Consider the following 14,578-nt stretch of genomic DNA (forward strand, 5'->3'; position numbering starts at 1 on the left):
CTCTGGGACGGTCGGGCTCGGCTTTGGCCGCCCTTTTAGGCTTGGCTGTGGCAAAAGGCGACCCTCTTGGGGGCCCTTGGGGCGCCTGGGCTGGACTTATCGCAGGCGGGCGCCCAAGTCGACGCCGTCCAGCGGCCCGCCCGGGCGCGGCGCGAACGAGGCCGGGGCGGTGGGATCGCCGCCCACGAAGACGGTTCCGTAGAAGTTCGGCTCCATGCGGGTGCGGTCCTGGACGAAGAAGTTGCCGTCCACGATCCAGTCGGGCTGCTCTTCCCATCCTCCGATCTTGGAGGTGACGTTGCCGGCGATCCGGACATTCGTCGAGCCCTCCTGCACCCGGATCTGCGGCGTCCAAAGCCCGGGATTGTCATCCTCCCCCTCGGAGCGCGGGTTGCGGACGACGGTGTTGCCGATGATCGACAACCCGTCGGTCTCGCCCACGGTGATGCCGTGAAGATGCGCGTTCAGGATGAAGTTCCCCTCGATGAGGACGTCCCGGTAGAACATCTCGCGCCCGGCGATGCCGCGGTCCACCTGGTCGTTCCGCATGAAGATCGACTGGGTGTACCAGCCCTGCCCCGAGTTCAGCAGGTTGTCGCGGATGGTTATGCCGACCGAGGGCGCTTCGGTCCGGTTGGTCCAGAACTGGATCATGTCGGCGTGGTCGCCGGATTCGAGCGACCGCTCGAAGTCGTGGATGTGGTTGGCCTCGATCAGCACGTCCCGGACCTGCGCGAAGTTCATCCCGTCCATGCGGATGCCGTGCAGGTCGTTGCCGCGCACGATCACGCTATCCGACTTGCTCACCACGAGGCCGCGGAAGAAGCCGCGGATCTCGCTGTCCTCCAGAACAACATCGCTGGAGCCGGTGATCGAAAGTCCGAAGGCCGTGGGGAACCCGTCGGACGCGGGCCCCATTTCCCGCGCGTCGTCGCCATCGAAAAGGGCATCGCGCAGGGTCACGCCACGGCTGTTGGTGATCTCGAATGGCCGCAGATGCGGCGGATCGCCCGGCGTGAAGTCATAGTCGAACACGAGCCCGTCGAGCACGACGTTTCCTGTCAGCGCGACCCGCGCCGTCGAGAAGCGGGGCGGGTCGGCGGGATCGGCGGAGCGCAGGACCAGAGGGGCGCCCTCGGGCCAGTCGCGCCGGACGATCTCGAGCCGCCCCCAGTCGCCGCCGGCCAGCAGGAGCACGTCCCCTCCTTCGGAGGCAACGAGCGCGCCCGCCAGCTCGGAGGGATCGGCCAGCCGGATCTCGCGCGGGGCGGCCTGGGCCTCCACCGGGAGGCAGAGGGCCACACCGAGCCCAGCGAATCGTATCCATTTCATGGACTGACGGCCTCCATCATCGCTCTCTTGCCGGGTGTAGCGCGCCCGAGTCGGTTTCATCTACAAGCAACCCCATCCCACAATCCGACGACACGGTTCGGCCAGAACCAGAACAGGCCCCGTGACAGACGCCATCTCTGCCGCCCCGCCCTATCCAGGGGCCCACTAAGGCCCGGCATCGCGGGCTCAACCGCGTCTCCGGAGGCTCGGCAGCCTCCTCGTCTCGCTTCGGCGCCCCTACTACACCCGCTTGTGGGGAATGGACATCCATCCGACGGCGTAGATGTCGCTTTCCGGCCAGTTCGACAGGACGTTCCCGGTCGACATCCATGTCGGGCCGCGCAGCTACATCGCCTGCGAGGCCCGCCTGCTGACCCATGAGATGACCCGTGGGCTTTATCTTCAAACCCGCATCGCGGCCGACCGCTTCATCAGCGAGCGGAGCCTGATCCTGCCCGGCGACGGGAGCGTGGTCGGGGCGGGCTCGGTGGTCACGAAGTCCGTTCCCCCACGCTCGCTGGTCGCGGGCAACCCGGCCCGGATCATCCGCAGCGACTTCGAAGTGGGGGCCTATGGGCGGTTCCTGACCGCCGACGCCACCGAGGCCGCGCTGGCCGAGGCCGACCTGACCTGATTCGACCTTACGGGGCGGCCTGGAAGGGGGCCAGCGCCTCGCCTCCCCCGGGACGTCACCGGCCGAGCTTCCGCGCCAAGGCGGCGAGCACGGGCGCCCGGATCGTCCGCATCGTGGCGAGCTGCACCCCGAAGGCCAGCACGACCGCCAGGGCCACCGTCCATTCCGGCACCCCGGGCCACTCGCGCAGGACCAGCGGCAGCGCCAGGAGCAGGGCCGTCGCCAGCACGGGCGCCGCAAGCGGCCGAAGCGATGCGCCGAATCGGCTCCGAAGCAGCAGGAGCGAGACCGCGAAGCCGACGGACTCGGCCAGGATGCCGATCCAGATCACCATCTCCAAACCGAAGCCCTGCTGGACGGCGAGCCAAGCCAGCGGCAGAGAGACGAGCCGGACCAGGTTCGCCATGGCGGCATTGCCGGCCTTCCCTCGGGCAAGGGCGATGGTCGAGCTGCCGGTCTTGAAGATGCGGGCCGCCTGCATCACGGCCATCATGTCGATCAGCGGCACGAGCGCCGCATATTGCGCGCCCAGGGCCAGCCGTACGAAGGGCCCGCCCAGGAGGACGGTCGCGACCACCAGCAGCCCGCCGGTGAAGAACCCGGACTGGTGCGCCCCTTGCGAGAGGCGGAAGAAGCGGCGGCGCGCTTTGGGACCTTCGCCGTGCGCGGCCTCCGACAGGCGGGGAAGGAAGAAGTTCTGGATCGACTTGCCCATGACCAGCGTCGGCGCCAGCGTGAGCGTCATGCCCATGCTGAAGATCGCCAGGCTCTCCATGCCGAGGAGCCGCCCCACGACGATGCGGTCGCCGTTGAAGACGAGGAACAGGAGCACGTTGTTGAGGAGCAGCGGCCAGCCGAAGATCACGCTCTCGCGTATGATGGCGCGGTCGAGCACGAGCCTATAGGGCCGCTCCGCGACGATGTGGGTGGAGATCATGCCGACCACGCTCTGGATCAGGATGGCGAAGAGCATCGCCCGCCAGTCGCCGAACCAAGCCACCAGCGGCCAGACCGCCAGCAGGGACGCGAGCGCGGGCAGGAGGCTGGCGAGGATCATCGGCCCGAATATCCCCTTACGGTTGAGCCGATAATGGTCGAAGTGCCCCAGGGCGTTCAGCACCGGAACCAGCGCCATCAGACGGTGGCCCCAGGTCGCCTCGGGGACGTTCATGAAATCGGCGATGGGTCCGGCGAGAACGGCCAGGAGCAGGCCCGAGAACAGGCCCCGCACCACCTGGAAGCCCTGGAGCGCCGCCTGGAAGCGCGGGTCGTCGCCGTTCTTGGCCTGGATGATCTGCTGCTGGAGCCCGAAGGCCGACACCATCTCGACGATCGACATGGCGATGGCCAGCGTCGCGGCCACCCCGAAGTCGGCGACGGGGATCATGCGGGCGATGAGGAGGTTCCGCAGCAGCATCAGGAGGGACGCGGCGGCGTTGCCCGAAAGGATCAAGAAGGCGGTGCGGAACATGGGGGGAAGGGGAACCTGGGCTGCGACGTCATGGCGCCATTGGGACGCAGTGTGTTTCCGCCAATCGCGACGAGGTCAAGTTGCCGTTCCGGCCCCGGGCAAATAAAAGCCTCGGGACCGAGGCCCCAAGGAGGACCGATTGTTGGAAAACGCGGAACGAGGGATCGGCTTCGCGCCGGCCGTCTCCGAGCCGGCGACGGCCCCCTCCCTGGCGCGGGTCGCCCGGGGGAACACCTGCGCGGGCTGCGGGGCCTGCGCCGCCATCGCGGCCGGCAAGGTCCGCATGGCGGTCGCCGTGCCCGGCTACCTGCGTCCCGTCCAGTCTGCCCCGCTCAGCCGGGCCGAGGACGAGGCCATCCAGCGGGTCTGCCCGGGACTTGGACAGATGGTCGAGGCCGGGGACCGCACGGACGACGTGCTGTTCGGGCCTTACGTGTCGATGCGGACCGCGTGGGCCACCGATGACGGCATCCGCCACGCCGGGGCCTCGGGCGGCGGGCTGTCGGCGATGCTGCTCCACCTCGTCCAGAGCGGTGCGGTGGATGCGGTGATCGAGACGACCGCCTCGGCCGACCTCGCGATCGGCAACGCCACGGTGGTCACGGCGGGGCGCGACGGCATTCTCGGTGCCGCCGGGTCGCGCTACGCGCCCTCGGCGCCGCTGGAGAACCTCCAGGATCGTCTGGCCGAGCACGAGGCCACGGGCCGGCGCTTCGCCTTCGTGGGCAAGCCCTGCGATGCCGCCGCGATGGCGGCCCTGCGCGCCGCCGACCCCAAGGTCGCGGCGGCGGTGCCGGTGATCCTGTCCTTCTTCTGCGCCGGCGTCCCGTCCCACGCGGGCGGGCGGGCCGTGCTGAAGGCGCTGGAGGCCGAGGAAGCGCGGGTCCGGAGCTTCCGCTACAGGGGCAACGGCTGGCCGGGACGGGCGACCGCCACGCTCGACGACGGGACCGAGCGGTCGATGACCTACCACGAGAGCTGGGGCAAGATCCTGAGCCGCCACGTCCAGCACCGCTGCAAGATCTGCCCCGACGGCACGGGCGTCATGGCCGACATCGTCTGCGCCGACGCCTGGGAAAGCGACGAGGGCGGCTATCCGGTCTTCGAGGAGCAGCCGGGCATCAGCCTGATGGTCGCCCGCACCGCCCTGGGCGAGCGGCTGGTCCGCGACGCCGAGGCGGCGGGCCGGATCGGGACCGCGCCCTTCGACGTGGGCACCCTGCCCGCCATCCAGCCTGGCCAGCGCGAGCGTCGCCGCGCGCTTGCGGCGCGGCTCCTCGCGCTGCGGGTGGCGGGGCGGCCCGTGCCGCGCTACCAGGGCTTGCGAATCCTCGCTGCGGCGCGGCAGAACTCTGCGCAGCGCAACATGAAGAACTTCCTGGGGATGATCCGCCGCTCGCTGAAGCGCCGGCCCTGATCCCGGTCCGCCTAGAAAGGGTGACAATGGCCCCGAGACCGATCCGCGTCTGCCTCATCATGCACTCCACCCGCTCCGACAACCTGGGCGTGGGGGCGCTGACTGTCTCGGAGGTGGCGATCCTGCGCCGGCTCGCGGCCGACCTGAGGCGCGAGATCGAGATCACCGTGCTGGACCTCATGGACCGGCGGGAGCCCTACGTGACCGGGCCCGACATCCGCCTCGTTCCATACAACCGGCAGGCGATGACCCGGCCGGACGGCTACTTCGCCCTGGCGCGCAAGTCCGACTTCGTGATCGACATCGGCGCAGGCGACAGCTTCGCCGACATCTACGGATCGGGGCGGCTGAACAGGATGTTCCTGCTCAAGGGGCTGACTCACCTTGCCCGGACGCCGCTGGTCATGGCGCCGCAGACCATCGGGCCGTTCACCAAGCGGAGCTCCAAGCTCGCCGCGCGGCTGTTCCTGAACCGCGCCGCCGTGGTCGCGTCGCGCGATCGGCAATCGACCAAGGCCGCGAAGGACCTGGGCCGGCGCGACGTGATCGAGGCCTCGGACGTGGCCCTGCGGCTGCCCTACGATCCCCCGGCCCCGCGCGAAGGCGGCCCGGTGAAGGTCGGGATCAACGTCTCGGGCCTCCTGCTCGCGGGCGGCTACAGCGGCAGGAACGACTTCGGCCTGCGGACCGACTATCCGGGCCTGATCCGCGACCTGATCCGCCACTTCCAGGCGCATCCGGCGGGCTGCGAGGTCCACCTCGTGTCGCACGTCATCGTGCACACCGGCCGCATGACCGGCGAGGACGACCTGCGCGCCTGCCAAGCCCTTGCCGCCGAGTTCCCCGGCACGGTCCTCGCCCCCGACTTCGCCTCGCCATCCGAGGCCAAGACCTACATCGCTGGCCTCGATTTCTTCATGGGCGCGCGGATGCACGCCTGCATCGCCGCATTCTCCTCGGGCGTGCCGGTGGTGCCGATGGCCTATTCGCGCAAGTTCGCCGGACTCTTCGGCTCCCTGGGCTACGACCGCACCGTGGACTGCACGGGCGAGGAGAACGCCGCCATCCTGGGCAAGGTCGCCCAGGCCTTCGAGGACCGCGCGGCCGTCAAGCGGGAGACGGAGGCGGCGCTCGCCCTCGGCATCCAGAAGCTCGCAGCCTACGAGACGGCCCTGCGGCGCCTGATGGAGGCGGCCCCTCGTGCCTGAGGTCGCCGTCATCATCCCCCATTACAACGACGTGGCCCGCCTGACGCGCTGCCTTTCGGCGCTGATGCCGCAACTCACGCCCGAGGTGGCGGTCGTCGTGGTGGACAACGCTTCGACCGACAGCCTCGAGCCGGTGCGGGCGGCGCATCCGGGGCTCCGCATCGTGGTGGAGCCGCGCAAGGGCGCGGCGATGGCGCGCAATCGGGGCGTCGCCGAGACCACCGCGCCGGTGATCGCCTTCCTCGACTGCGACTGCGTGCCCGCGCCCGACTGGCTGGCCACCGTCCGCCGCGTGGCGGGGCGCGCGGACATCGTGGGCGGTACCATCACGCTCTTCGACGAGACGCCGGGGCCCCGCAGCGGGGCGGAGGCCTTCGAGACGGTCTTCGCCTTCGACAACCAGGGCTACATCGAGAGCAAGGGCTTCTCGGTGACGGCCAACCTCGTCACCTCGCGCGCCATCTGGGACAGGGTGGGCGAGTTGCGGCCCGGCTTGTCCGAGGACCTCGAATGGTGCCACCGCGCCCGGGGCCTGGGCTTCCGCCTCGTCCATGCGGACGAGTTGCGCGTCGCCCATCCCACCCGCTCGGACTGGTCGGCGCTGGAGCGGAAGTGGCGCCGGCTCACCGCCGAGATGTGGGAGCTGCGCCCCACCCAGAGCCCGCGCGCCCGCGCGGCCTGGGCCCTGCGCGGCCTCGGCATGGTGCCGTCGATCGGGGTCCATGCGGTGAAGGTGATGACCTCCCCGCGCCTGAGCGGCGTGGCGGAGCGGCGGGCGGCCCTCGCGACGCTGACGCGGCTGCGCCTGCGCCGGTGCGCCTGGATGCTGGGCCAGGCGGCGGGCCGGAAGGTCTAGCTCCGCATCCGGATGACGCGGGCGGGGACGCCGGCGGCGATGGCCCCGGCCGGAACGTCCTTGGTGACCACCGAGCCCGCGCCGATCACGCAGCCCTCGCCCAGCGTCACGCCGGCGGTGATGACCGACTTGGTGCCGATCCAGCAGTCCGGGCCTATGACCACGTCGCGCTCCACCATCTCCTGATCGGTGATGCGCCGGCCGGCAGCAAGGCCGTAGTCGGCAGCGGTGACGAAGCAGCCCGGCCCGAAGGTCGTCCGCGCGCCGATGCGGACCCACGAGGTGCTGCGCCCCGCCCAGAGCGCGGTGTGCTCCCCGAGTTGGACCTGATCCCCGAGCTCGATCCTCTCGGCGTTGCGGAAGGAGGTGTTGGGGGCGAGCCGCACGTCGCGCCCGAGCCGCATCTGACGACGGGGCCGGACATGGCTGTAGCCGTAATAATGCAGCATCCGGAACGGATGCAGCCAGACGAGCGGATCGAGGACGGAGCCCAGCAGGTGGGCGACGCGCCCCAGCGTCGTGCGTTTCCGGACAGCCATCGCGGCCCTCTCTCCTCGTTGCTTCGCGCGACGGGCCACTCCCGGCCCGGCCAGCGCGTGGCCGGCGCCGTCCCGGCCGCGTGACCCGGTCCGCCGGGGACGGTCGCCCCCAGTCCCCATGGCGCGGCGGCTTGGCCCGGTCAGTCCTTGTAGTCGTAGTCTTTGCCGAGGTAGCGGCAGCTGTTGACCACCACGCCCATGATGTTGGTCCGGCTCGCCAGCTCGCGCTCGCAGTTGTCGATCTCGGCGATGGTGGTGGTGCCCGCCCCCGCGATGATGAGCGCGGCGTCCACGTGCCCCGCGAAGGACATCACGTCGTCGCCCGACAGGACCGGTGGCAGGTCGAACAGGACCACGGTGGGCTCCAGGGCCTCCTCCAGCGCGGCGATCGCCTGGGCTGTGGCGGGCGACTGGAACAGCTCGGGCGCGTTGCGGCGCGGCTCGGGGCTGGACAGGACCGCGAGGTTCGGGCGCAGCCGGATAGAGACGTCGGACAGGCCTGCCTGCCCGTCGAGGAACTCGGCCACGCCGACGGACGGGCGGAGCCCGAGCACCTTGGCCAGCGACGGGCGCCGCAGGTCGGCCTCCACCACCACGACACGCACCTCCGGCTGCCGCGCCAGGCTGTAGGCGAGGTTCAGGCAGACGGTGGTCTTGCCGCAGGACGGGCCGGGCGAGGTGATGGCGATCCGCCGCCACTGGTTGGCGCGGACCTCGTGGATAAGCTTGGTCCGCATCATGTCGAAGCGAACCGCTTCCTTCTCGCCGGTGGCGGTGACGACATGAGCCCGAACCAGGGCCTGCGCCGGCACGGCGACCTCACGCAGCGCCTGCCAGTTGGCGAGGACCGCAGCCTCCGCCCCGGATTCGGCCGGCTGGCGGGCGCAGCCGGCGGGCGCCTGCGCAACCCCCGGGCCGGCGACGGCGTCGGTCCGGGCCGCGCGGGCCTTTTCGATCGCATGTTGGATGCGTTCCATGGATCTGATCCTCAGCCGAGGTTGGACAGGACGGGATCGAGGCTGGCGGTCATCCGACCGAGCAGGCGATCCGCCACGAGGTTGAGCGGCATGATCTGGCTGTGGATGAACCAGAGGGCGCCGGGAAGGACGACCAGGATCAGCGCCAGGGCCACTGCGATCCGCATCTTGCGGCGCCGCAGGTCGTAGCGGCTCCGGATCAGCGGCAGCGCCGCGAAGGGCACGATGCCGAGCTTGCCGGTCAGCTCGACCGGACGGCGGATCGAGCGGTCGGACAACTCCAGCAGGGCCACCAGCGCGAGGCCGAGGAACAGCCCGCCGCCCAGGCCACCGGCGGCGATCAGCAGCCGGTTGGGGCTCTGCGGCCGCTCGGGCGGGACGGCCTGCTCGACAACGGTGATGCGCTGGCCGCGCGACAGCGTCTCGATCATCTCGCCGGTCTCGGCGACGGCGCGGCGGGCCACGGCCTGGTCGTACTGCTCGCTGACGTTCTCGTAGTCGCGCTGGAGGTCGGCCAGCGTGATCGCGTTCGCCGGAGTGGCCTCGATGGTGGCCTGGAGCTCGGCCAAGCCGGCTTCGATGGCGGGCTGCTGCTCCTCCAGTTGCCGGATCTGCAGGTCCATGTCGGCGAGCTGGATCTCGTAGGCGCTCATGCCGGCCCGGGCGCTGTTGGCGACCGAGGCCCCCTGGGTGGCCGCCACCTGCGCCTCGAGCGCGGTGATCTGGTTCTGGAGCACGGTCACGCGCGGGTTGGTCGGCGACAGGACGGCCAAGGCGGACGAGAGCTGGTTGCGGAGCTCCTGGAGCTGCCGCTGCTCGGGCGTGAGGGCGGCGCCGGCCGCGTCGAAGCCGACGGCGCCGGTGGCCTCGTAGAGGTTCACGAGCTGCTGGCGACGTTCCCGCAGCGCAGCCGCGTCGCGCTGGAGTTGAAGCAGCCGCTCCTGCTCGGCGACGAGCTGGCCGCGCCGGAACTCCAGGCTGTCGGGCAGCGCGTCGCGGTTGGACTCCTGGAAGGCCCGGATCGCGGCGCCCTTCCGCGCGAGATCCTGGCCGAGCCGGTCGACCTCTTGGTTGAAGAAGTCGAGCGTCTGGCCCGCCGTCTGGGTCCGCATCTCCACGTTCTCGCGGAGCATGAGAGTCACGACCTCGTTGGTCACGGCGGCCGAGAGCTGCGCGGTCCCCGCCGTGAAGCCCACGGTGACGCTGATGGGCTGCACGGGTTCGCGAGTCGTGCGGCCCGGACCGCCGCCGGTGGTGGTGATCTGGATCCGCTCGCGCAGGTCGGCCACCAGGTCGTCGGCCGCCATCTGCACAGGCGCCTCGCCGGGGGCGGGGGCGTAGATGTCCAGGCGGTTCGCGAGGTCGATCAGCCTCTCGCGCGACAGGATGCGTTGCGTGATGAACTGGATCTGCTCGAGGGGCGGGCTCTGGACCGTGGAGGCGGCCAGGTCGCCCGGGATCTGCTCGGATTCCACGGCGAGACGGGCCTGGGTGTAGTAGCTCGGCGGCAGCAGCGCCGCGACGGTCCCGCCGAGCACCGCGCCCAGCACCGTGAGCAGGATCACGTAGGGCAGGCGCCGCAGGAAGACGGACAGGTAGAACTTGAGGTCCATGCGTCAGGCCTCCCCTCGGCTGGTGGTGGTTTCGCCCACGGCGCGGGCGCGCGGCGGGATGGTGACGGTCTGGCCGCCCGCGAAGAACACGCCATCGTTCAGCACGTCCTCGACAGTCGCGCGCGAGACGTGGCGCTGGTCCTTCGTGAAGGCGTAGACCATGGCGAGGTCGCAGAGCTGGTTGACCAGCCGCGGCACGCCCTTCGAGGCCTCGTGCACCAAGTCGATGGCTCCTTCGCTGAAGATGGGCTCCTGCGCGCCCGCCACCTCCAGCCGGTGCCGGATGTAGCCCTGCACGGTGGGACCATCCATCGCCGGAAGGTGGAAGCTGGCGGCGACGCGCTGCGCGAGCTGGATCATGTCCGGGCGGCGGATCAGGTCGCGCAGCTCCGGCTGGCCGACGAGCACGAGCTGCACCAGCTCGTCCTTGTTGGCGTTGATGTTGGTGAACATCCGGATCTCCTCCAGCGACTCGCGCGAGAGGTTCTGCGCCTCGTCGAAGATCAGGATGACCCGGCGCCCCTGGGCGTATTCCGCGATGAGATGCGCCTGGAAGCGGCTGAACAGGTCCACGTAGGAGGCCTCGACCGGCGCGGGCTGGTCGAGCGCCATCAGCACCCAGCGCAGCAGCTCGCCCCGATCGCCGTGCGAGTTGGTGATGAGCCCCACCCGCACGTCGTCGCCCAGCGTCGCCAGCAGCTTGAACAGGATCGTGGTCTTGCCGGCCCCGACCTCCCCCGTGATGAGGGTGACGGGCGCGCGGGTGACGATTCCGTATTCCAGCATGGCGAAGGCCCGCCGGTGATGCTCCGACCAGAACAGGAAGGCCGGATCGGGCACCAGGGAGAAGGGCCGCTCCGTGAGACCGAAGTGTTCGACATAGATGTCAAGGCTCGTGGCCATCTTGCGCCTTGTCCAGGAGGTTTCGGGACTTCCTAGCCCAGAGCGCCGACCTTGGCCAGACGGACTCGCCGCAGTGCGGCGAATCGTTCCCGCCCAGCGTGGCGCATTCTCCTAGAATGCCGACCAAATCTGAGGCAGTTTCCAATCGAACGCTAGTCTGTTGCCCGATCCGGCTCCGGACCTAGGTCGGAACATGTTGCACCTGCGGCATCAACAGGGCTAGAACCATTAATGAAATATTAATGACCTCGCCACCCGGGGAACCAGGGTAGCCTTCATCCGCGGGGGGCTGCCGGGCCAGCGGGCTCCAGCCTTTCCTGCCTTGACCTTTCGCGCTGAGGAAACCCATGTCGATGCATGATCGTGAGCAGAGCTGGCTTCTCGGCCGGTCGAACAACACGGCGACGGCGACGATGTCCGATGCTCCCATGGCCCCGACGAAGCAACGGCACTTCTACCGCCGCGTGGCCAAGCGCGCCCTCGACGTGCTGGTCGTGCTCCTGGCCTTCCCGATCGTCCTTCCTCTCGTCCTGCTCCTGGCCCTCGTCGTGGCGATGGAGGGCGGGAAGCCCTTCTACACGCAGGACCGGGTCGGCCGGGGCGGGCGCGTCTTCCGCATCTGGAAGCTCCGCAGCATGGTGCGCGACGCCGACGCCCGCCTGGAGGAGCATCTGAGGAACGACACCGCTGCCCGGGCCGAATGGGACGAGACGCAGAAGCTCAAGGCCGATCCCCGCATCACCCGCGTCGGCCACATCCTGCGGAAGTCCTCGCTCGACGAGCTTCCCCAGCTCTGGAACGTGCTCAAGGGCGACATGAGCCTCGTCGGGCCCCGTCCGATGATGCCGTCGCAGACGGAGCTCTACCCCGGCACCGCCTACTTCCAGATGCGTCCCGGGATCACCGGCCCCTGGCAGGTCAGCGAGCGGAACGGCACCTCCTTCGCGGCGCGCGCCTCCTACGACAACGCCTACCTCAACAGCCTGTCCTTCGGCGAGGATGTCCGCATCCTGGCGGCGACGGTCCGCGTCATCTTGCGGGCGACCGGCTACTGACGCAATAAGGGGATCGAGTAGCAGGCTGGCCGTTCGAGCCTGGTTCCCGCGTATCCTGTTTCAATCGAGATCCCATGCTGAACCGATCTGGCGTCATCCTCGCGGCGGCCCTGTCCTCCGTCCTTGTCCTGTCCGGCTGCGAGAGCCAGGAGGACAAGGCCGAGCGATTCTACCGGTCCGCCCTTGCGCTCATCGAGCAGGGCGACGAGGACCGCGCCCTGGTCGAGCTGCGGAACGTCTTCGACAACGACGGCTTCCACCAGGAAGCCCGCATGGCCTACGCGGACATCAACCTCCGCCGCGGCAACGTGACCGAGGCCTACCGCCACTATCTCCTGCTGGCCGAGCAGTATCCCGACCTAGGCGAGGTCCGCCTGACGTTGGCGGAGCTCGCCATCGAGCAGGGCAACTGGGACGAGGCCGAGCGCCACGGCGCCGAGGCCCTGCGCCTGCTGCCCGATGACCTGCGCGCCCAAGCCGTGGACCTGGCGCTGCGCTATCACGGCGCGGTCATGGCCGGCGACGAGGCCCGGCAGGAGGAGGTGGCCCGGCAGGCCCGCATCCTCCTCGCCGCCCATGACGAGCTCGGCATCGCGCGCCGCGTGGTGATCCACCGTCTGGTGTCCGGCCCGAACCCCGTCGATGCCGTGCCGGTGATCGACCGCGCGCTCCAGGACGACCCCGATTCGCTCGACCTGCACATGACCAAGTTCCGGGCGCTGGTCGCGGCCGAGGACATGGACGGCACGGGGGCCCAGCTCCGCGAGATGTATCGCCTCTTCCCCGACAACGAGGAGGTCCGCTCCTCCCTGGTGCGCTGGCACCTGATTCAAGGCGACAGCGCCGGGGCCGAGGCCCTCCTGCGCGAGTTGGCCGGCGATCCCACGGGAGCCACGGGCGGCTTCGTCACGCTGATCGACTTCATCCGGGCCGCCCGTGGCGCCGATGCCGCCCGGGCCGAGATTGAATCGCTGGTCAAGGCCAACGAGGGCACGGCCAACGCGGACCTCTACCGGACGCTCCTCGCCGGCCTCGACTACGAGGCGGGCAAGGCCGACGAGGCAGTGGCCGCCATCGAGGCGGTGCTGGAGACGGCGCCCGATTCCGACCAGACCCGCCGCATCAAGACCACGCTGGCGCGGATGCTGTCCGACATGGGCAACCGCGTCGGCGCGCGCCAGCGTGTCGAGGAGGTGCTGGAAGTCGATCAGGGCAACGTGGACGCGCTCAAGCTGCGCGCGGCCTGGGCCATCGACGAGGACCGGCCCGGCGATGCCATCGTGGACCTCCGCACCGCCCTCTCGCAGGAGCCGCGCGACATCGAGGTGCTGACCCTGATGGCCGAGGCGCACCAGCGCGACGGCGACCTCGACCTCGCGGGCGAGCGCCTGTCGGCCGCCGCCGAGGTGTCGAACTTCGCCGTGGAGCCCTCGCTTCGCTACGCCGAGTTCCTCCTCGCCCAAGGCCAGGCCACCGCCGCCGAGACCGTGCTGTCGGACTCCCGCGCCGCGAACCCGGCCTCCGTCGAGGTGGCGCTGCGGCTGGGCCAGCTCTGGCTGGGGCAGAACAACCTCCCCGGCGTCGAGCAGGTCGCGGCGCAGCTCGACGCGATCGGCTCCGACGCGGCCAAGGACGCGGCGCAGCGGCTGCGGGCCGGGCTTGCCTTCTCCAGCAACCGGACGGAGGACGGGCTGGAGATGCTCCGCACGCTGGCCGACCAGGGCGGCGGCGCCGAGGACGTGGCCCGCGCGGTCAGCGCCATGCTCCGCACCGGCAGCGCCGAGGAGGCGCGCGACTTCCTCGACCAGCGCCTGTCGGATTCGCCGGACGACTTCGACCTGCGGCTGCTCGACGCCGGCCTGATGGCCTCGGAGGACCGGATCGACGAATCGGAGGCGCTCCTGCGCGAGCTGATCGCCCTGGACCCGACCTCGGAGCGGGCGACGATGCAGCTCTACACCCTGCTGGCCCGCACGAACCGGGCCGAGGAGGCGACGGCGGTGCTCGACGCCGGCCTTGCCGCCAGCCCCGGTTCCCAGCAGTTGTCCTGGATGAAGGCCGCCGAGCTGGAGCGGAGCGGTGACATCGACGGGGCGATCGCGATCTACCAGTCGATGTACGACGCCAACAGCTTCAACGTCGTTGTCGCCAACAACCTCGCCAGCCTCCTGAGCCAGCGGGCCTCGAGCGCCGAGGACCTGGACCGCGCCTTCGCCATCGCCAAGCGGCTCGAGGACTCGCGCGAGCCGGCGCTGATGGACACCTACGGCTGGATCCTGGCGCAGCGGGGCCAGCACGCCGAGGCCCTGCCCTACCTGGAAGGGGCCGCCGAATCGCTGGGCGAGGACCCCGTGGTGAGCTTCCACCTGGGCATGACCTACCACGCGCTGGGCCGGACCGAGGAGGCGCGGGCGGCCCTGACCCGCGCCCTCGACCTGGCCGGCGACCGTCCCATCCCGCAGATGGCGACCGCCAGGGAGACCCTGGCCGCCCTGCCGGCGGCACCCGCCGGGCTGTCGTCGAACTCCTCGGCGGCCGAGCCCGCCTCCGCGCCCTGACTCCCCCACCTGTGG

12 protein-coding genes are annotated in these 14,578 nt (G+C 70.3%); 6 read left to right on the forward strand and 6 right to left on the reverse strand.

All coding sequences use genetic code 11. The features are described from left to right. Positions 1 to 96: 96 nt before the first annotated feature. A complete protein-coding gene (locus J2Z33_RS03790; protein ID WP_209838025.1) occupies positions 97 to 1,332 on the reverse strand; it encodes a right-handed parallel beta-helix repeat-containing protein in 1,236 nt (411 codons plus the stop codon). A gap of 283 nt (positions 1,333 to 1,615) precedes the next feature. On the opposite strand from J2Z33_RS03790, the gene J2Z33_RS18930 reads away from it, so the two are divergent. Continuing rightward, positions 1,616 to 1,966, forward strand: a complete 351-nt coding sequence (locus tag J2Z33_RS18930) for an acyltransferase (protein WP_209838027.1) — start codon at positions 1,616 to 1,618, stop codon at positions 1,964 to 1,966. A gap of 55 nt (positions 1,967 to 2,021) precedes the next feature. On the opposite strand, the gene J2Z33_RS03800 is transcribed toward J2Z33_RS18930, so the two are convergent. Next, positions 2,022 to 3,437 carry an oligosaccharide flippase family protein gene (locus J2Z33_RS03800; protein WP_209838029.1) on the reverse strand — a complete coding sequence of 472 codons (1,416 nt, stop codon included), beginning with the start codon at positions 3,435 to 3,437 and terminating at the stop codon, positions 2,022 to 2,024. A 142-nt stretch (positions 3,438 to 3,579) separates the two neighbouring features. On the opposite strand from J2Z33_RS03800, the gene J2Z33_RS03805 reads away from it, so the two are divergent. Genes J2Z33_RS03805 through J2Z33_RS03815 form a run of 3 tightly spaced genes read left to right on the forward strand, consistent with a single transcriptional unit; the run spans position 3,580 to position 6,918 of the window. Continuing rightward, on the forward strand, positions 3,580 to 4,854 hold the full coding sequence (locus J2Z33_RS03805) for a Coenzyme F420 hydrogenase/dehydrogenase, beta subunit C-terminal domain (RefSeq protein WP_245218519.1): 1,275 nt from the start codon (positions 3,580 to 3,582) through the stop codon (positions 4,852 to 4,854). A gap of 26 nt (positions 4,855 to 4,880) precedes the next feature. Then, the gene (locus J2Z33_RS03810; RefSeq protein ID WP_209838031.1) at positions 4,881 to 6,062 is read left to right on the forward strand and encodes a polysaccharide pyruvyl transferase family protein; all 1,182 of its coding nucleotides are present in this window, start codon (positions 4,881 to 4,883) and stop codon (positions 6,060 to 6,062) included. Next, positions 6,055 to 6,918, forward strand: coding sequence for a glycosyltransferase family 2 protein (locus tag J2Z33_RS03815; RefSeq protein ID WP_209838033.1), 864 nt, complete (start codon positions 6,055 to 6,057; stop codon positions 6,916 to 6,918). The genes J2Z33_RS03810 and J2Z33_RS03815 overlap by 8 nt, the downstream gene beginning before the upstream one ends. Here the strand turns inward: J2Z33_RS03815 and J2Z33_RS18645 are convergent. The 4 genes from J2Z33_RS18645 to J2Z33_RS03835 form a co-directional block, all read right to left on the reverse strand. Continuing rightward, positions 6,915 to 7,457 carry an acyltransferase gene (locus J2Z33_RS18645; RefSeq protein ID WP_209838035.1) on the reverse strand — a complete coding sequence of 181 codons (543 nt, stop codon included), beginning with the start codon at positions 7,455 to 7,457 and terminating at the stop codon, positions 6,915 to 6,917. The two genes, J2Z33_RS03815 and J2Z33_RS18645, sit on opposite strands and share 4 nt — an antisense overlap. Before the next feature lie 140 nt (positions 7,458 to 7,597). Continuing rightward, positions 7,598 to 8,434, reverse strand: coding sequence for a CpsD/CapB family tyrosine-protein kinase (locus J2Z33_RS03825; RefSeq protein WP_209838037.1), 837 nt, complete (start codon positions 8,432 to 8,434; stop codon positions 7,598 to 7,600). A gap of 11 nt (positions 8,435 to 8,445) precedes the next feature. Beyond that, positions 8,446 to 10,047 carry a GumC family protein gene (locus J2Z33_RS03830; protein ID WP_209838039.1) on the reverse strand — a complete coding sequence of 534 codons (1,602 nt, stop codon included), beginning with the start codon at positions 10,045 to 10,047 and terminating at the stop codon, positions 8,446 to 8,448. Between the two features lie 3 nt (positions 10,048 to 10,050). Further along, positions 10,051 to 10,950 (reverse strand): ExeA family protein, encoded by a 900-nt coding sequence (locus J2Z33_RS03835; RefSeq protein ID WP_209838041.1) that lies wholly within the window; start codon positions 10,948 to 10,950, stop codon positions 10,051 to 10,053. A 347-nt stretch (positions 10,951 to 11,297) separates the two neighbouring features. On the opposite strand from J2Z33_RS03835, the gene J2Z33_RS03840 reads away from it, so the two are divergent. Together J2Z33_RS03840 and J2Z33_RS03845 are read left to right on the forward strand one after the other, a co-directional pair. Next, positions 11,298 to 12,005: a sugar transferase gene (locus J2Z33_RS03840; RefSeq protein WP_377109663.1), complete on the forward strand. Its 708-nt coding sequence runs from the start codon at positions 11,298 to 11,300 to the stop codon at positions 12,003 to 12,005. 74 nt (positions 12,006 to 12,079) lie between these two features. Further along, entirely contained in the window at positions 12,080 to 14,563 is a 2,484-nt protein-coding gene (locus tag J2Z33_RS03845; RefSeq protein WP_209838043.1) for a tetratricopeptide repeat protein, read from the forward strand. Positions 14,564 to 14,578: the final 15 nt, after the last annotated feature.

It is taken from the genome of Rubellimicrobium aerolatum (assembly GCF_017872975.1).
Lineage (GTDB): Bacteria > Pseudomonadota > Alphaproteobacteria > Rhodobacterales > Rhodobacteraceae > Rubellimicrobium > Rubellimicrobium aerolatum.